The sequence below is a fragment of the Sedimentibacter sp. zth1 genome (assembly GCF_017352195.1).
Taxonomy (GTDB): domain Bacteria; phylum Bacillota; class Clostridia; order Tissierellales; family Sedimentibacteraceae; genus UBA1535.
The window spans coordinates 42,801-61,504 of record NZ_CP071445.1 but is presented as its reverse complement, the minus strand read 5'-3'; the positions used below and the strand labels follow the sequence as shown (position 1 = coordinate 61,504).

18 protein-coding genes are annotated in these 18,704 nt (G+C 29.6%); 4 read left to right on the top strand and 14 right to left on the bottom strand.

Annotated features, from left to right (window positions below; all coding sequences use genetic code 11):
• Positions 1 to 33 precede the first annotated feature (33 nt).
• Positions 34 to 174, bottom strand: a complete 141-nt coding sequence (locus tag JYG23_RS00300) for a hypothetical protein (protein ID WP_207236474.1) — start codon at positions 172 to 174, stop codon at positions 34 to 36.
• 345 nt (positions 175 to 519) lie between these two features.
• Between JYG23_RS00300 and JYG23_RS14725 the strand changes: the two genes are divergently transcribed.
• From JYG23_RS14725 to JYG23_RS00290, 3 genes are all read left to right on the top strand, one after another.
• The gene (locus JYG23_RS14725) at positions 520 to 810 is read left to right on the top strand and encodes a hypothetical protein (RefSeq protein WP_242631599.1); all 291 of its coding nucleotides are present in this window, start codon (positions 520 to 522) and stop codon (positions 808 to 810) included.
• A 239-nt stretch (positions 811 to 1,049) separates the two neighbouring features.
• A complete protein-coding gene (locus JYG23_RS14965) occupies positions 1,050 to 1,178 on the top strand; it encodes a hypothetical protein (protein WP_256440272.1) in 129 nt (42 codons plus the stop codon).
• Between the two features lie 102 nt (positions 1,179 to 1,280).
• Positions 1,281 to 2,171, top strand: a complete 891-nt coding sequence (locus tag JYG23_RS00290) for a hypothetical protein (protein ID WP_207236473.1) — start codon at positions 1,281 to 1,283, stop codon at positions 2,169 to 2,171.
• 57 nt (positions 2,172 to 2,228) lie between these two features.
• Here JYG23_RS00290 and istB read toward each other — a convergent pair whose 3' ends face one another.
• The 5 genes from istB to JYG23_RS00265 all read right to left on the bottom strand — a co-directional run bounded on the left by istB (position 2,229) and on the right by JYG23_RS00265 (position 7,851).
• Positions 2,229 to 2,954 carry an IS21-like element helper ATPase IstB gene (gene istB, locus JYG23_RS00285; protein ID WP_242631547.1) on the bottom strand — a complete coding sequence of 242 codons (726 nt, stop codon included), beginning with the start codon at positions 2,952 to 2,954 and terminating at the stop codon, positions 2,229 to 2,231.
• Entirely contained in the window at positions 2,944 to 4,446 is a 1,503-nt protein-coding gene (gene istA / locus JYG23_RS00280) for an IS21 family transposase (protein ID WP_207235127.1), read from the bottom strand. The genes istB and istA overlap by 11 nt, the downstream gene beginning before the upstream one ends.
• Positions 4,447 to 4,744: 298 nt before the next feature.
• On the bottom strand, positions 4,745 to 5,026 hold the full coding sequence (locus JYG23_RS00275; protein WP_207236472.1) for a hypothetical protein: 282 nt from the start codon (positions 5,024 to 5,026) through the stop codon (positions 4,745 to 4,747).
• Between the two features lie 390 nt (positions 5,027 to 5,416).
• On the bottom strand, positions 5,417 to 6,805 hold the full coding sequence (locus JYG23_RS00270; RefSeq protein WP_207236471.1) for a leucine-rich repeat domain-containing protein: 1,389 nt from the start codon (positions 6,803 to 6,805) through the stop codon (positions 5,417 to 5,419).
• Between the two features lie 425 nt (positions 6,806 to 7,230).
• On the bottom strand, positions 7,231 to 7,851 hold the full coding sequence (locus tag JYG23_RS00265; protein ID WP_207236470.1) for a hypothetical protein: 621 nt from the start codon (positions 7,849 to 7,851) through the stop codon (positions 7,231 to 7,233).
• A 459-nt stretch (positions 7,852 to 8,310) separates the two neighbouring features.
• Between JYG23_RS00265 and JYG23_RS00260 the strand changes: the two genes are divergently transcribed.
• Positions 8,311 to 9,615 (top strand): IS110 family transposase, encoded by a 1,305-nt coding sequence (locus JYG23_RS00260; RefSeq protein WP_207236171.1) that lies wholly within the window; start codon positions 8,311 to 8,313, stop codon positions 9,613 to 9,615.
• Positions 9,616 to 9,977: 362 nt separating this feature from the next.
• Here JYG23_RS00260 and ltrA (JYG23_RS00255) read toward each other — a convergent pair whose 3' ends face one another.
• The 8 genes from ltrA (JYG23_RS00255) to ltrA (JYG23_RS00220) all read right to left on the bottom strand — a co-directional run bounded on the left by ltrA (JYG23_RS00255) (position 9,978) and on the right by ltrA (JYG23_RS00220) (position 18,674).
• The gene (ltrA, locus tag JYG23_RS00255) at positions 9,978 to 11,237 is read right to left on the bottom strand and encodes a group II intron reverse transcriptase/maturase (RefSeq protein WP_207236469.1); all 1,260 of its coding nucleotides are present in this window, start codon (positions 11,235 to 11,237) and stop codon (positions 9,978 to 9,980) included.
• Between the two features lie 704 nt (positions 11,238 to 11,941).
• A complete protein-coding gene (locus JYG23_RS00250) occupies positions 11,942 to 12,340 on the bottom strand; it encodes a hypothetical protein (RefSeq protein ID WP_207236468.1) in 399 nt (132 codons plus the stop codon).
• A gap of 241 nt (positions 12,341 to 12,581) precedes the next feature.
• Positions 12,582 to 13,031 (bottom strand): flavodoxin family protein, encoded by a 450-nt coding sequence (locus JYG23_RS00245; protein ID WP_207236467.1) that lies wholly within the window; start codon positions 13,029 to 13,031, stop codon positions 12,582 to 12,584.
• A gap of 357 nt (positions 13,032 to 13,388) precedes the next feature.
• Positions 13,389 to 13,961 carry a GNAT family N-acetyltransferase gene (locus JYG23_RS00240; protein WP_207236466.1) on the bottom strand — a complete coding sequence of 191 codons (573 nt, stop codon included), beginning with the start codon at positions 13,959 to 13,961 and terminating at the stop codon, positions 13,389 to 13,391.
• 324 nt (positions 13,962 to 14,285) lie between these two features.
• Positions 14,286 to 15,221, bottom strand: a complete 936-nt coding sequence (locus JYG23_RS00235; RefSeq protein WP_207236465.1) for a DUF5104 domain-containing protein — start codon at positions 15,219 to 15,221, stop codon at positions 14,286 to 14,288.
• 265 nt (positions 15,222 to 15,486) lie between these two features.
• Positions 15,487 to 16,392 (bottom strand): sugar phosphate isomerase/epimerase, encoded by a 906-nt coding sequence (locus JYG23_RS00230; protein ID WP_207236464.1) that lies wholly within the window; start codon positions 16,390 to 16,392, stop codon positions 15,487 to 15,489.
• A 217-nt stretch (positions 16,393 to 16,609) separates the two neighbouring features.
• Complete coding sequence (locus tag JYG23_RS00225) at positions 16,610 to 16,930, bottom strand: hypothetical protein (RefSeq protein ID WP_207236463.1); 321 nt, start codon at positions 16,928 to 16,930, stop codon at positions 16,610 to 16,612.
• A 484-nt stretch (positions 16,931 to 17,414) separates the two neighbouring features.
• Positions 17,415 to 18,674: a group II intron reverse transcriptase/maturase gene (gene ltrA, locus JYG23_RS00220; RefSeq protein ID WP_207236462.1), complete on the bottom strand. Its 1,260-nt coding sequence runs from the start codon at positions 18,672 to 18,674 to the stop codon at positions 17,415 to 17,417.
• Positions 18,675 to 18,704 lie beyond the last annotated feature (30 nt).

Sequence of the window (18,704 nt, the reverse complement as noted above, 5' to 3'; positions counted from 1 at the left end):
ATTCTATCAAAATTTTATCTATACATCAAGCAACTATAAATTTTTAACTTTGCTTGATAGAAGTTCCTTTATTATTTCTACAACTGTTTTTCCTTCACTAAAACTGCTAACTACCTTATATGTATTTTTTTCTATCTTTTTATCAAATTCCTTTTGAGCGTTTAAACTTGACATTTAATCACCTCACTTAATTATATGCTAATTAAACTCAATTATTTTATAATTTAACTATACGTTTATATTTTTATTTTATAATAAGAATATAAAGATATAGTTAATTATATTTAAGCCTGACAAGCTTCATAACAGCAATACTTTAGTATCGTTATGTTCCAATGGAACATATGTAGTATTTTGTTTGTTTTTGTATTTTTGTTTATAACTATTCCAAAATATATAGGTGTTAATAAATAACTGCTTTTAATTTTTGAACTTTTCTGCTATAATTTAGTCAATAGTTTATTATTTATTTTTTAAGATTTATCGACTACCTGTTCGAGCAGGCAGTCGATAGATTGGTTGAAAAATTTTTGTAATTTTATAATAGCATTACATAATGGTTCAATACCAAACGGTGAAACATTAAAAGGCATAGCCGATTACCTCGATTGCTCTGTAGACTATTTACTTGGCAGAACAGATAATCCTGAAGTAAATAACCAACCAGTTGAGTACGATACTGATGAAATAATAGAAGAATTTGAAACCTTATCAGATAAAAGTCAGGATAGTTTTATTAAATACATGAATTTATTATTACTTCAACAAAAAGAAGAAAATAACAAAGACATAGATAAAGAAGCTAAATAATTTAGTTAATTTTAACTAATAATTATATTTAGTTGACGAAAAGATTTTAAAGATATTAATATTTCTGAAATGAGAAGATTTAAAACATAAATTAAAATAAAATAATAGCAAAATAAAGTTTCAAACATATATTTGATAGCTTATACTTTAACATAATGTATTTTCAACCTACATCTAACAAAAGCTGTAGGTTTATTTTTCGCTTATTAATGTCATATTTTTCACAATAAGGGGCATATATGAAGAAAAATGACCACTTACTACATAATGGTATTGATAATTTAATTGAAAAAAATATAAAAAAATTAACAAAATATCTAAGAATACTAAAAACTGAAAAAAATTTTCAGAATGTAAAAACATCGTGATGTTGGATAAGGTTAGGATGGAGAAAAAGACTAGAAAGTAATTAATTATTCAAAATTTAGAAATATAAAATAATATCTAAAATTTCTTTATGAGGTGATTGTATGGACTTTTTTAATTTTCTTATTAAATTTATACCTTTTTTTATTATACTTATGATTTTATTTTTCTTAAAACGTATCTTTATCGAAATTCCAATTGAATTTTTAAATCATATGTTAATGGATTTAAAAACATCTGTTATTACTGTTCCTGGTATTTTATTATCTACCCTATTTATAGTTTTAATTGCTACCCTTAGAAGAATATTTAAAGATAGAATTTTATTAAAGTTTAGCAACAGTAATCATATTAGGAAGTTTTTAATAATAATTTTAGATTTAAGTATGTTATTTAGATGTTTTATTCTCTCAAATTATATTTTTAACACGATTCCTAATTCTTCTTATATTAAAACTATAGTATGTCAATATATCATGGGAAAATGGAGATTTTTATATACTTTTATATTAGCATTACTGATTACTATTATATTAAATATTATAATGAAATATATTTTTAAACTATTTAAATATAATCATAAAACTAAAGTATCAAAGAAAAACAATATTTCAAACAATATAAATAATTCAAATGAAAATAATAAAACAACCTCTGAACATGGAATTGTAGCTGAATTTGTTCAAAAACATAAAATTGATACACATAATATATCTAGTAGTACAATAATATATAATTTTATTAAAAACAATGGTATTAATCTTTACTCCTGGGAAAGAGAGTGCTGGAAATGTCATAAAAAAACAACTGTCATGTCTTACTTTATAGATTATGACATAGAACAAGCTTCTGAATCTATTGATTTAAATACAAGTTTTATTGGTATAGGATACTTACCAAGTGTAGATAATTATTTAGCAAAAACCTATAAAAATATAGAATTAAAATACAGTAAATCATCTGATTGTGAATATGTTTGTGTGTTTTGCAAGTAAAAAATACACAATGTAGCTTCTTTTTTTTGCATAGTGCACTTGCTACAAATTTATATATTATTTTTGATTAGTTAGTGCTTGTGCAAGCCTGTTGCTTTCACCTGGGAAAGAAACAATGCTCGCATGATGCACAAGTCTATCAATCAAGGCAGCAGTAAGTTTTGTATCTCCAAAAACCGATGACCATTGACCAAACTCAAGGTTTGTAGTTACAATTATACTTTGCTTTTCATAACATTCTGATATTACATTAAACAATAATTCTGATCCTATTTTATCAAATGGTACATACCCAACTTCATCTAAAATTAACAATTCATTTTTCTTCAATCTGTTTCTAAATTGACGTATGTTACCCTGATTATATTTATATACTAAAGTTTCAACGAGTTCAGAAACCCTAAAAAATTGTACATTTAGTCCTTTCCTGCAAGCCTCTATTGATAAGGCCGTAGCCATATGTGTTTTACCAGTTCCTACGTTACCCATTAAAACTATGTTTTCCTTATTTTTTATCCATTCTAATGATATTAATCTTTCTTTGTTACATGTTGATGGAAAGATTATTTCGTCAAATTTATATCCTTCAAATGTTTTAATTTGAGGAATATTTGATGTTTTTAATAATTTGCTAAGTTTAGCTCTTTTTCTGCCTTCTATTTCAGCATTTAAAACCTCATAAATATATTCTTTTTGCTTAGTTGTACTAGTTTCAATTAAATCATCTATATATGCTATTTTTAACTGTTTACATATATCCTTTATTGCTTCATTATTCAACACTTACACCTCCATGTGATAATTTATTATATTTGCATAAATTTATTGATGATTCTTTTATATCCTTTGGAGTGTAATTTTCATTTATATCACTTTTGTAAATTCCACTATGTTCAGAATTATCGTATAAAGCAGCGGTTATCGTTGAAATACTATTGTTATGATTATATTGTCCTATACATACTGATATGTCCTTGATATTGTATACATTTAACCAATTAATACAGGCTGATATTCTTTCTTTTCGAACATCTAAATTTTCTATGCTTATATATTCTTTTAGTTCTTTTGGTAACATCTTTGTAAATTGTGAATGTATTACACTTCTTGGCTTTTTACTATATCCTTTAAATACTTCTATCCATGGAACCTCATGGATTTTATCTGTATATGGTCTTGGTATTGATGTAATCATGTTATATTTTGTGTCTAATATATCTATTTTGTCCCATGTAACCTTTACAGGAAGGCTTGTACCTATATTGACTCCAAATATCTTTATATCTGTATTATCTACCTTGATTTCACCGTATTTATTAACAGTTTTACTTTCTAATCTATATATTTCATATTCTGTATCTGGTAACTTTTTTAAATTCTTTTTATCTTCTTCCCATAATTCATGTATCTTTTGATCTTTTGCGTAATGTACACGTTGCATATCTTTTTTAGTTCTCTTATCAAGTTCATTTTCCAATGTTTCAAAGCTTTTAAATATTGGTATTGGAACACAAAAATTTCGTCTTACATATCCACATTTATTCTCTACATTTCCTTTTTCATTTCCAGCTGCTGCATTGCAAAATATTGATTTAAAGCCATAATGACTTTTAAATCTTAAAAAGCTATCGGTTAATATTCTTTCATCACCTTTTTGTATTTTTACTACTGCTGCTGATAAATTATCAAACCATATTGACTGAGGCACACCACCTGATTTCTTAAATAGCTTTTTTAATCCTTCTAAAAAACACTCTTGGTTTTCTGATGGAACTGGTTGTACAAAAGCATTATTGCTATATGGATAGCTTAATACCAATACTTTTACATCGACAAAATTTGCTTCCTTACTAACTTGCATTGTGTAAAAATCAACCTGTGCTTCTCCTGGTTCATGTTCAAGCCTTTCATATGACGGTGAACTTTCAATTTTCATTAATGCTTTAGTTTTTTCTACATAGGCACATACTGTTCTATATCCACCTTTAAATCCATGTTCATTACATAATCTATTATATATTGCTTTCGCTGTATGCCTTTGCTTTTTAGGTACTAATTTATCTTCATTTAACCATGTATCAACTATTTCTTTGTATGGTTCCATTACTGGTGATTTTTTTGTTCTCTTTTTTATTGGCTCATTCCAATTATCTTTATCAGCATATTTTTTTGCTGTTCTCCAATTAATATTTAGCTTTTCTTTAATTTGGTTAATATTTAGGTCTTCAAATTCTCTTAAATATTTGATATAATCTTGTTGAGGCACTTTTAACATCCTTTCGTTCTCCTTCGTTAGTTCTTATCAAACATAACGATAACGGATTGTTTGGTTGTTAGCAAGTGTCTTTTTTTAACATTTTATACTATGCATTTTTAGGCGGCTATACTGTGTACTTTTATTATGCCATAAACATATGTTTGTAATGTTTGTGAGCATTGCAAAGCTATACAAGATAGAAATTATGTTGTAGATGATCCACATGAAATACTTTATGATTTAATGAGTGGAAATATGAAAAAATATTACATGGGACATATAAGTAGTAATAAAATTAATTTAGATATAAATGATATTAATTCATTGTAAACAATTGAAAATACAAAATATAAGTAGTCTCATAATTATTAAAGAATTTTTCACATTCTGCACATAACATTGGTTTCTTCTCGCCATCTTGATAAATATCTTTTATACTAAAAATATTTCTAAATCGTGTATTTGGATGAGATTTAATACGTTGATATACAAGTCGTGGCACGATATGACTATTTCTTAATTCTATATTCTTTTTTTTGCATAAAGCACATTTTCCAACAGTTTTCTTTTTACTCATTACTCTAAATCTCTCTTTCATAATAACTATTTCTTCTAACGCCCCTATGTTCCCGACGTTTCTCAACCTCCAGAAGGAGTTGCTCATGCCCTGCTAAGGGCTAATGCAACGACTGTCGCGACGCGCTTAGGTTGAGGAATGTGGTGCTGACTCTCTTACTCTGACCGTTCCTACTAGGCACCCTTGCGGGAACATGTTGTTAGGTGTCGTGATTACAAAACGACCATAATATTTAAACATATGCATTATATATAATTAAATTTTAATACATGTAGATACATTTCCTAATTCTATGTCAAATACTAAATACTCATACATTTCAATATTACAATATGTATATTAAAACAAAACAGAATTTAAATATTTTTCTAGTACACTATGTAAAGATATAGTGTTATATAAGACTACCTCTTAATTTTTAATTGGATTATCAGATATATCTATAATTTTTAAATTTTTCATGTTGTCCAATATATTTGCATCAGTTATATTGTTATCACTGAAATTAACTTCATTTAATTTTTTTAATTTTAATGAACTATCTATATTACTGATTTTGTTACCAGATAAATCTAAGTAAGTAATATTTGGACACATAGAAATAAAATCTATATCTTCTAGACAGTTTCTTGAAATTGTTAATCTATCTAATTTTAACAATTGGTTATTTAAATTAATTTTGCAAATATTACCTGATTTTATCTCTAGTTCTTTTATTTTTTTTAATGATGTAATATTATTTATATTTTTTATACTTGTACCATATAAACGAATTTTTTCTAAGTTTGTAACTTCTTTTATAAAATCTATACTTTCCAAATCTTCTGAGAAGCTAACATCTAGTGTTCTTAAATTTACTAAACCACTTAAATCCTCATTTAAAAATTCTTTGTAGAATGTTGTTAGTTCCTCCAATGATGATAACTTACCAATATTAACATGGTTTTTTCCAATACACAATTTCTTAAGATTTTTTAAGTGAGATAGATTACTTAAATCAACAATTCCAAACGAATTTGAACTATTTGCAACTCCAAATATGCTTAGTTCTTCAATATTTCTCAAATCTGTGATTTCGTTGATAAAGTCATCTGTAACATTGCAATCGTTAAGCGTTAATTTTTTTAAGTTTTTACAACTACTTAATAAATTTATGTCTTTTATATTTAATGCACCCATCCCTAAAGATTCTAAAGAATGTAATTCTTTAATAGTTGCAAAATCCATTACAGAATATTCACAAGCTTTCACGCCGTCAGTTTTTTTACCAATACAACTCAAGCTTAAATACTTCAAATTTTTTAAGCTTTTTAAATGTTCAATGTTATCTAAATAGTTACAAGATAAATCTAGTTTTAGTAAATTGTCAAAATATTCAATGTTGTTTAAACTGTTTATATCATTACTAAAAAGATTTAACTCCGATATATTTGCACTATTTTTACATTTTTCTATATTATTTATTCTTTGATTTGATATTTCTAATATTTTTAAGTTTCTAAAATTTTCAATATCCTTAATACTTGTTATTCTATCGTGCTGTTCATTGTAATTTCGAGGTAGTTTACACTCCTTTATATTAGTTTGTATAGTATCATACTGTATTCTTAGTTCGGTAATATTATCTAAATCCTTTAGATATATATTTTTGTTTTGATTGTTTAGATAATATCTTATAATATTCTCAAAATTTTCGTCATTCCATACTATTGAAGTATCTTTTTTTTCTTCATCATTACTGTTTGAACAACCACATAAAACCATAACTAACACAAATGTTGCAATAATTATTTTTTTCATTAATTAATCCTCTATTTTCTATAGATTACATATATCGTTTTACTTTTATGTCGCATTTGAACTTTTTTTAATAATTAATACATTTTACACTTTACGCTTACGGTAAAGGAATATGTAAAGACAACACATTAAAAATGTCCTATGATATTAAGTACCCAATTCTAATAAATCTCTCGTTCAAAATCAACCTTTTAGATTGTAATCATGTCATCTAACGTCCCTTTGTTCCCGACGTCACTGAACCGGACACCACAGATAGACCCTCTTGGCGGAACTTAGTTCCCGGTGAAGGGATGTGGTGCTGACTTTCCTTTTGACGTCACGTCACAAGCACCCTTACGTGAACGCGTTGTTATAGGTTGGTATGATATCACTCTCCAAATCTACTCTATAATTTTAAAATAAACACACTATTATAATCTTTCTTAATAATTTAGTCTATAAATCTCCTTAGCAATATGATCCCAATCCATATTATCTGTATTAAGAATCGTCGTTGAGACATTAGAATTATTAGCTATTTTTATAAATAAATCTTGATTTTTCTTATACTCATTAACAATATCTTCAGTTATAACTTCATTAGTTAAAGTAGCTCTATGCTTAAGACGTTGTTCAATTTTATTATCACTTATAGTACATAATATGGTATATGCATTTAAATTTTTAAGCCTATCCTCAACCTCTTTATACTTAAATGCTATATTTTGGCTAAAACAGAATGCATAATTAAAGTGAAATCTTTCAAAGACATAGAACAATCCCCTTGAACGACGTGAATGTAATCCCATAGAATTAGCATAGTTATTTAGTTGCTCTAGCATTGTAATTCTATCAATTAATACTTTAAGGTTCTCTTCTTCGCTTAGTTTTTCAAATTTACCATTAACCAAATTTAAATTCTGTGAATATTGTTCAGATAAAAAAATAACATTTCTTTCGTTATCATTTTGCATAATGTGATATTTTTTTATAGCATTAAATATAGATGATTTACCAGAACAAGATTGTCCTTCTAAGATAATACCTCTAATTTGATTTGCCATTTCACACCTTCCTTAGCCAATTTTAATATATAGTAAATTGTCCCTAATAAGTTTCTTTGATATGATATCATACTTTCCTATAACGTCTCTGGTATAATAAAGTCATAGCAAAAAACTATGCTAATTCATATCTAATTCATGTTCTGGCTGAATAAAGAAAATCATTCTTGTATACAATCATTCAACCATTGAGTCATGAATAAACTCATAAGTTATTGTATAGAAATTCAACTCTCGACTTTGTCTAAGTCATAAGGTATTATATTTATTGAATAGGATGGTAGATGTTAACGTCCTTGGGAGCCTTTTATAAGGCAATACCTGTAACTACAGACAATCAATCCATTCAATGAGGATTTATGATTTTAGCTGGTTGGGAGCTGATAAGCTATACCCGAATAACGTGCCAGGTTGTGTACTCATTGCTATTTATGGATACCTATTCGAAAGGAGCTTTCTATGTTTAATTTTAATAATCGTAACTATATCTCCGTTGGTATTGATGTTGGTTCAACTTTTAGTTTTATGTCTATTGTTGATAACAACGGAAACATTATTTTGAAACCTTTTAAAATACTACATAACAGTATAGATTCTCTTGAACGTGCTATTTCTGCAATAAAAAAAGCAGAAGAGTCACATTCCATGAAATCACACATTTTCCTGGAATCTACCGGAATCTATCACTTTCCGCTCTTCTGCTTCCTGAATGAATCAGGATTTGAGGCCCATATTATTAACCCTCTCATCACTCATTCTATCAAAAATTCAGGAATAAGGAAAGTAAAAAATGATAAATTAGATTCTATTGGCATCGCTAGACTTGGTTTATCTAACAATTTAAAAACCTCTGTTATGCCTGTTAAGCTTGTTTTAGAGCTTCGTAGCTTAGTTCGTAAACATTATGACATTATGGATCAACGCTCAGCTCATATTAATAAACTAAAAGCGGATTTACATACTGTTTTTCCTCAATACCTTAATATTTTCTCAGATGTTTGTGGTGTTACATCTCGCATGATTTTAAAGAATTATTGTACTCCTGATAAAATATTAAGAGCGCATAAATCATCTTTGATTGAAAAAATATCTAAATCTTCTAGAAAAGGTATTTCAAAAGCTACTCAATGCTACGAAAAACTTTCTAACGCAGCAAATGCAGCCAAAACCTTTGGTTGTAATATTGATAGTGTGTATTTCAATATTTCTTTAACTATTGACTTAATCGAATATTTAGATACTGTTATTGAATCTATTTTAAATCAAATAAATTTGCTTGTTGATAAGCATAAATCCGAAAAGTTTATTAATCAAATTCATTTGCTAGATTCAATTTCTGGTGTTGGTTTTTTATCTGCTGTTACCATAATGTGTGAAATTGGTGATTTTAGTGCTTTTAAGAACCCTAAACAGCTGTTTGCTTATTTTGGTATGGATCCTGAAGTTAACCAATCAGGCAAATTCAATGCTACTGAAATGCATATGTCTAAGCGTGGTTCACGTATCGCTAGACGTGTTGTTTTTGCTATCGCTTTGTCTAATATACGTTCTACAAGTAATGGTAAAGCTATTAATCCCTATTTACAAGCTTATTACCGAAAGAAAACTGAATCTAAACCTAAAAAGGTTGCTATTGGTGCTGTTATGCACAAAATCTGTAATATCATTTTTGCAGTGCTACGTGATGAAAAATCTTTTGAACTCCGTTCTCCAGAAACTCATATTAGTAACTACAAACAATCATTACAGCTACTTGCTGCATAATTATTAAGTCCTTACATAAAGTTTTAATTGTTTTTCAAGCAATTCATTGTTTGGGTTTATTAAGGTTACACTTTTTTAGCTAAACAATATTACTAAACTTTTTTATTTTTCTTGTTGACTTTTACTAGCTGGTCTGTGTTCCCGACGTCACTGAACCGGACCCATTTGCTAGACCATCTTGGCGGTGGTCACACCCGGTGAAGTGATGTGGTCTGACTTTCCTCTTGACGTGTCGAGTAGACGAACCCGACACTTCCCTCTTTTATGTTATTTCACTGTAAAAGGTTACTGTCTGTTCGCCCCTCTCGGAACCGTACGTGCCCTATTTAGGCATACGGCTCTTCATATAAAACTTTATAGTTCTACCATATGTTTACACAAATCTTTGGACTTGGAATATATGCTTCCCATATTTTTTCAAATATATCATAAGACATGCTTTTCTTTTGATGTCTTCTGTTTAATCTTTTGTAGCATTGGTATTTAACATATCCGTGGAATTTCTTTATTCCTTTGATATTTCCACTTATCCCATAGTAGTTATAGTGTCCCACCAGTTTTCTTTTCAAGCTTTTCATTATTGTATCAATAGGTTTGTGCATTACTTCTTTTAGCCAACTTTTCGCATTTTGCCTTTTTACTTTTAGCTTTTTCTTACTTGTGTTGATATGCACACGATATTTACCATTTTTTGTTTTTCCATTTACAAATGTAAATCCGAGAAAATCAAAATTTTCTTTTGTTCCTCTATGTTTTCCGAATGGTATTATCCTTGTCTTTTCTATTGCTACTTCTAATCCAAATGTTTTCAATCTCTCTATTAGCATCTTGTATACTTTTTCCGCTTCGCTTTCTGCTTGAAACTGTATTGCAAAGTCATCTGCATATCTCACCAGATACGCTTCTCCATGCAGTTTTGGTTTCACCGACTTTTCAAACCATATATCTAATACATAGTGTAGGTATACATTTGCCAATACTGGTGATATATTTCCACCCTGAATTGTTCCTTTGTCACTTTCTACGTATTTCATGTCTTCCCATATTCCTGCTTTTAGAAATCTTACTATATATCTAAGAAAATTCTTATCTTGTATATCGTGTTCTAAAAATTTCATTAGCCATCCTTGGTCTACATTGTCGAAAAAGCCTTTTATATCACAGTCTAGTATATAGTTTACGTTTTTGTGCATCATCGTATTGTTTATCATTTTTATTGCTTGATGGCAATTTCTGTTTGGTCTAAAACCATATGATATATCAAGAAATCTTGGTTCATATACTCCATTCAATATTTCTGCCATTATTGTTTGTACTAACTTATCTTCATATGACAGTATTCCTAATGATCGCATTTTTCCATCGCTTTTTGGTATCATTACTCTTCTTGTGGGTTTTGGTTTGTATCCGAACTTCTTCATTTTTTCTAGGAGAATTTTTATATTATCTTCTAGTTGTTCTGAATATTGTTCTTTTGTTACTCCATCTATTCCTACTGCTTTTTTCTTGTCCTGTTTTTCATGCACCTGTTTTAAATTTTCTTCATTTACATAGTGCATTAGTGTTTGCAGTTTTGCGTGTTTTATTGATAGTTCTTTTATTTCTTCTTGTATCTTTCCCATGTGTTTATTTAACCTCTAGTGTCTTTCATGTGTTACTTTCCGAATTGTCTTACATGCTAATCCCTTTGCTCCATAGACTTTCATCTACTTCTTCACTACTATGAATTAGTCCGACTTCTTGCAGCTCTTAAGACTTCTTTGGTTTTCTACACCTTATGCCATCCTTATCTGTTTTTGTTATTCAGAAAACTACAAGACCTCCCAGGTACGCTTAATATACCTTGTTTGCTCGCCATGCTCTCAGACCCCGGTGAAATTTCCATAACCTTGCCTTTATCGGTTATTTCTTTTTGTCTGCTGTCAGAGGAATGACATCGACTTTCACTTATCGGACTAACGAGGCTCTATCACTTCACGCTTTCGCATTACGGCTCTCAAACTTTCTTGCCTACGCTTAAACCTTACGTCACCGCTTCGGCTCCAAGGCTAGATACTGGCTGTTGGCTAAACTTTACCAGGCTAGGAGTTTCACCTAGCTATATATTAAACGCCGAACTGGCGCACTCCCACTGGAACCCTTGCGTGAACATATTGTTAGCTGTTTGAGAAATATCACTCTCCATGACTGGCTCACAGGTTGATTTATAAAAATTTATTTGCCATCCTTTTTTATTACTCACACTCTTTATAATAACTATTAGCTGAATAAAGCATTTTATATATACTTCGTTTTGTGCTCATAATGTTAAATTTTAAACATAACTTTATTCTGTTAATTTAAACTCTGAACCATCTAAAACTTGCACACCAAATTTACTATCTATCAAACCTACAGAATCTGATTTATCCTCTATAAAAATAAGACTATCTCCATCTATTTTAAAGCTATATGTATATTTTTTATCACTAGTAGTTAACATTAAAATTTCATCAGTTATTTTATAAGTGCCAATATTAAAATAACTACTCAATGAATCATAAACGAAAGTAAATTGTTCATCAGTTAAGGTAATACACGGCAACATAACATCTGGAATCTCATTATTTTCTTGCATAACTAAAGTATATTTTCCCATTTTCAATTCAGTTATTTTGTTAGTACAGGCTGTAAATAAAGATAAGGTTAAAGTTAAGATTATAAGAAGAACAAATATTTTTTTCATAAATCCACATCCTTTCAAATTTTTATATATATAACTTTTGTAACTTAATATAAATTTCAAGTAACCATAAGCTTTGTTAATATAGACCCCCAAAATATTCTCTGATATGATATTTCTCTTTCAGCTAACGGTCTTGCTATGTTGCGACGTTCCACATGTTTTTAGTGGAATGTATGAAAATAGCATGTTATAAGAAGTGACGACGCCTTTCACCCCTATAATCCTCCACAAAATATGAAAATTACGAAGATATAAGTCTTTCAGCAAAATCTTTTGCATTCTGAAAATCCTTGTTATTTGGTCTGCCTTTAGCAATTCCTCCAAATAATTTCCAAAGCCCAAAGGTATCATACCCCTTACATGTAAAACTTCCGATAATTTCTAAATTATGTTTCCTTAATTCTTTTTCAATTGGAACATTATATTTTGTTCTTCCAAATCCACTTGTGGAAAAAATAAAAACTTTTTTATTTTTTAATTTAGGTAATTTGTCAATTAAGTTAAGTATATTTTTATGAAACTTAGCATTGTATATTCCTGAACCAAAACCTATCAAATCATATTCATCTAATGTATTTATTTTTAAATTTTTTGTTTCTATTATATCAGCATTTATAGATGTAGCCATTGTTCTTGCTATTTTTTTAGTATTACCATGATGTATAGACGAATAAATTATTAAAACTTTCATATTTGCGTCCTCCTCAATATTATTTAAATAACCTTCGCAATATTATATACTTATCACGTAACATCTCGCTATTTATCAGACAAAACTCCAAAGAATAGCTTCGATATCGTCATTTCTTATCGTCGCTTTGTTCCCGACGTCGCTGAACCGGACAGCAAGAGCTAGACCGTCTTGGCGGTGGTCGCACCCGGCGAAGTGATGTGGTGCTGACTTGCCCTCTGCGTGACTTTCTTCCCTAACTATCCTACTCGCTGACGTTCCTGCTGGCACCCCTGCGTGAACATGTTGTTAGAGGTTGGTCTGATATAAGCTTCTTGACTCGCATAATTTTTAATTATTTTATAATTTAATTATCTTTTATAAATACATCAATCTCACATTATGCTCATTTGAGATGTTAAAATATTCATCCAACGTTAACCCATATAAAACTTCGTCATAAAATTCCCCATTTGTATAAACCATGTTTCTTCGTTTACCTTCAACTACTAACCCTATTTTTTCACATAATTTATTTGAGGCGTTATTGTATGAATAAACACTAGCGTTAAACTTTTGACATCTTAATTCTTCAAAAAAGAATTTTAAAATTAATAAAAGCGCTTCTTTGGCGTATCCTTTTCCTTGATATTCAGGTAAAATAAACATTCCACATGAAAACACGCCTACTCTATTATCATCTAACGATGGGGTAGCCATACCAACTTTATTCTTATTTTTATCTTCTATGATAAGAAACGGCGAATTGTTTCCATTACCTTTTAAGGATTGCTCTATTGCAAAATCAACAGAAGCTTTGTGTGACATCGGCATTCGTATATCAGATTCGTTTTTTTGAATTTCCATGTTTTGTAATGCTTCAAAAAATAAATCCGCATCATCTTCTTCAATGGCACGTAAACGAATATTTTTTCCTTCCCAAAAATTCATGATACCCTCCTATAATATAAATAATCTTTACTAACTTAATAGCAATTTTTAATACTCTAAACTATATTTAACTTGACCCTAAAAAATACACTTTGAAATTATATCAGACTTTCATCTAACGTCGCGCGGGATACCCGCGCGACGTTAAACAAAATGACGCGCTAGCGACCTATGAGAACTCCCCTACCCGAACGAACGCAAACACATTGTTAGGCGACGTATTAATCGTCAGCCCTAAAAATGACTTACTTCCACTATTCTCATGCAGAATGTATTTAATTTCGTTGTTATCAAATAACCTTTACTAAGGTACTATTCATAAATCTACTTGTCATTGCTGATATAATATATTCCTGGTTCACCAATCATAGGAATTTGATTACTATCTATATGTCCCTCTACTATGAACACATTATATAGACCACCTTTTAAGTTTTCATTAATATAAGGAATATATGTTAAATATATGCTATAAATCATTAGTTCTTCATCATCTGATGTGTACGTAGTCACATCACAAACCACTTTTTCGTAAATCAGACCATCAACAACCTCTGTTGATAAAATTCTTACATTACCTAATTCATCAAAATTTACATTACCTATAAATTGCTCTCCCACAGTCTCTATCTCATTTATCAGCTCTCTTTTTTCATCCTTCGCTTTGTTAGAAAATATATCTATCAATCTGCTAGGAACAGGAACTTCTATTCCTCTTAATAAACCAGCAACATAATCTTTGGGTTTTAGTTGATTCCCAACTCTAATTCCAGGATTATCATTATGTAGTATCCAAAACAGAAACTGATCGTCTTCTTCCTTTACAATTTCTAATTGAAATAATCCATTTTCATCATTATTATTATCATTTCTCTTTATTTTAAAACGGAACAAGTATGCATTTGAATCTGTTTCCACAAGATATGATTTGGACATACTAATTTCTTTAACTCCATAATTATTACTTTCACTTGTATGACCTGAAACCCTATCAAGAGAAACTATTTCACCTTGATAAACTCCCATTAAATGTTCTATATCATCATCCAAACTTTCTGAATCGTTCCTAGTATTAACGGAAAACAAATTTTTAAGTGTCAAAGAATCGTGATTATTTATTGCAGATACGATTGAGTAAATCATCTCTTCTGATTGTTTTGATTCAGATTGATACTCAAAATTTAACATTTTAACTCTCGATAAACATCCACTTAAACTAATGATCACTAACAAAATTATTACTATAATAGTTTTCTTCATTCCTCACCTCTAATTATCACTCGTCATCTTATAAAAATCTACAATCATTCAATAACCAGATTAATATGTTGCCTAACGGTCCCGTATTTCCGACGTCTCAGCACCTTAGAAGGAGTTGCTCATGCCCTGAACAAGGGCTAATGCGATGACTTTCGCGACGCGCTTAGGTGGTGGGATGTGTGAGGGCTTTTCCCAAGAGGAATACCACACCCGAACGAATGGAAATACATTGTTAAATGATGTTTCCAACTCACGACCCAATACTTCACATAATATCTTCTCTCATTATTAATTCACGTATCCATTGATAACAGTCATTAAGTTCTTCATCACTTATCAAATCTGATCTATGCTCAAATAGTATTTTAAATTCATTATTTTCTTCTGTAATTATCCTTAAATACTTTTCAATATCTGCCCATCCATCATCTGATTTCAATCCTCTTAATGCTGGATAGTGATTATTCTGCAGATTATCCTTAACTCTAACATTAGATAAATGTATCACTTCTGCATACTTTGCATATCTCCTTGTAACTTCATATGCATTGAAGTTTTCATCTATCTTATCCTGTAAATGTAATCTTGCTATATCTAAGCAAAGTCGTATCTTAGAATATCTTTCTAATAAGTCAAAAAGCCCATTATTTTCATATATATATCGATTAAGTGCATCAAATTCCAATACCGGTGTAAAATTATATGTATTACTCTTTTCAGTTAACCATTTAAATAACTCTTCACTCTGATATAAAAATTCTTCATATGTATACTCATTATCATAATAATATTCTGTTTTGTCAGCAAATCGCCAATTAGTCCAATTTACTTCACAGTCTAGTAATACTGGTTTGGGATAGTGAAATAGAATATACTTTGGTTTAATCTTGGTTAAATATAACAATTCTTTTTCCATATGTTCATATGTATATTTCTTAAAATCTAAGTCTTTAGACATAAATTGTGCATCTCTCAGCTTTAAACCACCACTTCTCAATGGAAAATGAACCGCTATATTAAAATTCTTTTCCCTTGATTCAAATATTAAATTATCGATATCCTTCTCACTTTCTAATAAACAGGCTTCCACACCAAAAAATCCATCTTTAAAATCTCTAATCTGCTTATCTTTATCAAATTTACCAAAATGTCCTATCATAAATCTATTCATCATATACTCCTATCTAGATATAATATCAATTTCTTTAAGACCCAAAAGGAATACCTTGCCCGACCTTGCGCAGATGCCTTGTTATCTGATGTACATACCCAGCCGAAGCCATGGACGGCGTAGGCGACATCTTTTAATTAATAACTTTATAATCTTCTATTTATTTTTATACTATATTGTTTTTTAGCATATATATATATTAATTACTATACTTTAACTATTTGTTTTCTAAATAATTAATTTTCTTACCTGTTCTTTTAGCATATTCTATTTCGCTTTTTGTACTACTACCAATATAACCATCTTTATTAATAACAAATATTTCATCACTCATATCAATTCTTCTTTTATGCATATCATCCAACATAATTTTTAAATCTTCAGTTATGGTTATATTATATTCGCCATCCGCATGTCCAAATGATCCCACAGTTAGCACAATATTTCCTTTAAGTGTAAGTTCTTTTTGGGCTTTTATAAATTCATCTTTAAACTTTGTACTACCACATAATGTTATTACTTTATATTTTCCTACCACTTTAACTCCTCCTATTATTCATATATATCTTTTTGTATTTTACAACTCAATTGTAATTTATAAATTATTTATCATACATGCAATCTAATATTCTATAAATATTTATTACCTATTAGATAAAAAAGTATCATTACCTTTACCTTTACTCAAACTTTTAAATTTCTATTAAAGAATATTTTCTCTACATCTGTTTTATTTCTCCGCCCATGGACGGGCGGATGAATTTTGGGTATGTATTTCAGATAACGTCTCTGTGTTCCCGACGTCACTGAACCGGACACCTTAGATAGACCGTCTTGGCGGTGGTCACACCCGGTGAAGTGATGTGGTCTGACTTTCCTCCTTGAACGTTGTCGAGTAGACGAACCCGACACCCTTTCTTTTTAAGGTTTTCTTAAAGTAAAAGGTTACTGTCTGTTCGCCCCTCTCGGAACCGTACGTGCCCTATTTAGGCATACGGCTCTTCATATAAAACTTTATAGTTCTACCATATGTTTACACAAATCTTTGGACTTGGAATATATGCTTCCCATATTTTTTCAAATGTATCATAAGATATGCTTTTCTTTTGATGTCTTCTGTTTAATCTTTTGTAGCATTGGTATTTGACATATCCGTGGAATTTCTTTATTCCTTTGATATTTCCACTTATCCCATAGTAGTTATAGTGTCCCATCAGTTTTCTTTTCAAGCTTTTCATTATTGTATCAATAGGTTTGTGCATTACTTCTTTTAGCCAACTTTTCGCATTTTGCCTTTTTATTTTTAGCTTTTTCTTGCTTGTGTTGATATGCACACGATATTTACCATTTTTTGTTTTTCCATTTACAAATGTAAATCCGAGAAAATCAAAATTTTCTTTTGTTCCTCTATGTTTTCCGAATGGTATTATCCTTGTCTTTTCTATTGCTACTTCTAATCCAAATGTTTTCAATCTCTCTATTAGCATCTTGTATACTTTTTCCGCTTCGCTTTCTGCTTGAAACTGTATTGCAAAGTCATCTGCATATCTCACCAGATACGCTTCTCCATGCAGTTTTGGTTTCACCGACTTTTCAAACCATATATCTAATACATAGTGTAGGTATACATTTGCCAATACTGGTGATATATTTCCACCCTGAATTGTTCCTTTGTCACTTTCTACGTATTTCATGTCTTCCCATATTCCTGCTTTTAGAAATCTTACTATATATCTAAGAAAATTCTTATCTTGTATATCGTGTTCTAAAAATTTCATTAGCCATCCTTGGTCTACATTGTCGAAAAAGCCTTTTATATCACAGTCTAGTATATAGTTTACGTTTTTGTGCATTATCGTATTGTTTATCATTTTTATTGCTTGATGGCAATTTCTGTTTGGTCTAAAACCATATGATATATCAAGAAATCTTGGTTCATATACTCCATTCAATATTTCTGCCATTATTGTTTGTACTAACTTATCTTCATATGACAGTATTCCTAATGATCGCATTTTTCCATCGCTTTTTGGTATCATTACTCTTCTTGTGGGTTTTGGTTTGTATCCGAACTTCTTCATTTTTTCTAGGAGAATTTTTATATTATCTTCTAGTTGTTCTGAATATTGTTCTTTTGTTACTCCATCTATTCCTACTGCTTTTTTCTTGTCCTGTTTTTCATGCACCTGTTTTAAATTTTCTTCATTTACATAGTGCATTAGTGTTTGCAGTTTTGCGTGTTTTATTGATAGTTCTTTTATTTCTTCTTGTATCTTTCCCATGTGTTTATTTAACCTCTAGTGTCTTTCATG

Coding starts and splice junctions, on each gene's coding strand:
- JYG23_RS00300 (WP_207236474.1), bottom strand. CDS start 174: ATGTCAAGTTTAAACGCTCAAAAGGAATTTGATAAAAAGATAGAAAAA.
- JYG23_RS14965 (WP_256440272.1), top strand. CDS start 1,050: ATGAAGAAAAATGACCACTTACTACATAATGGTATTGATAATTTAATT.
- JYG23_RS00290 (WP_207236473.1), top strand. CDS start 1,281: ATGGACTTTTTTAATTTTCTTATTAAATTTATACCTTTTTTTATTATA.
- istA (WP_207235127.1), bottom strand. CDS start 4,446: ATGTTAAAAGTGCCTCAACAAGATTATATCAAATATTTAAGAGAATTT.
- JYG23_RS00275 (WP_207236472.1), bottom strand. CDS start 5,026: ATGAAAGAGAGATTTAGAGTAATGAGTAAAAAGAAAACTGTTGGAAAA.
- JYG23_RS00270 (WP_207236471.1), bottom strand. CDS start 6,805: ATGAAAAAAATAATTATTGCAACATTTGTGTTAGTTATGGTTTTATGT.
- JYG23_RS00265 (WP_207236470.1), bottom strand. CDS start 7,851: ATGGCAAATCAAATTAGAGGTATTATCTTAGAAGGACAATCTTGTTCT.
- JYG23_RS00260 (WP_207236171.1), top strand. CDS start 8,311: ATGTTTAATTTTAATAATCGTAACTATATCTCCGTTGGTATTGATGTT.
- ltrA (WP_207236469.1), bottom strand. CDS start 11,237: ATGGGAAAGATACAAGAAGAAATAAAAGAACTATCAATAAAACACGCA.
- JYG23_RS00250 (WP_207236468.1), bottom strand. CDS start 12,340: ATGAAAAAAATATTTGTTCTTCTTATAATCTTAACTTTAACCTTATCT.
- JYG23_RS00245 (WP_207236467.1), bottom strand. CDS start 13,031: ATGAAAGTTTTAATAATTTATTCGTCTATACATCATGGTAATACTAAA.
- JYG23_RS00240 (WP_207236466.1), bottom strand. CDS start 13,961: ATGAATTTTTGGGAAGGAAAAAATATTCGTTTACGTGCCATTGAAGAA.
- JYG23_RS00235 (WP_207236465.1), bottom strand. CDS start 15,221: ATGAAGAAAACTATTATAGTAATAATTTTGTTAGTGATCATTAGTTTA.
- JYG23_RS00230 (WP_207236464.1), bottom strand. CDS start 16,392: ATGAATAGATTTATGATAGGACATTTTGGTAAATTTGATAAAGATAAG.
- ltrA (WP_207236462.1), bottom strand. CDS start 18,674: ATGGGAAAGATACAAGAAGAAATAAAAGAACTATCAATAAAACACGCA.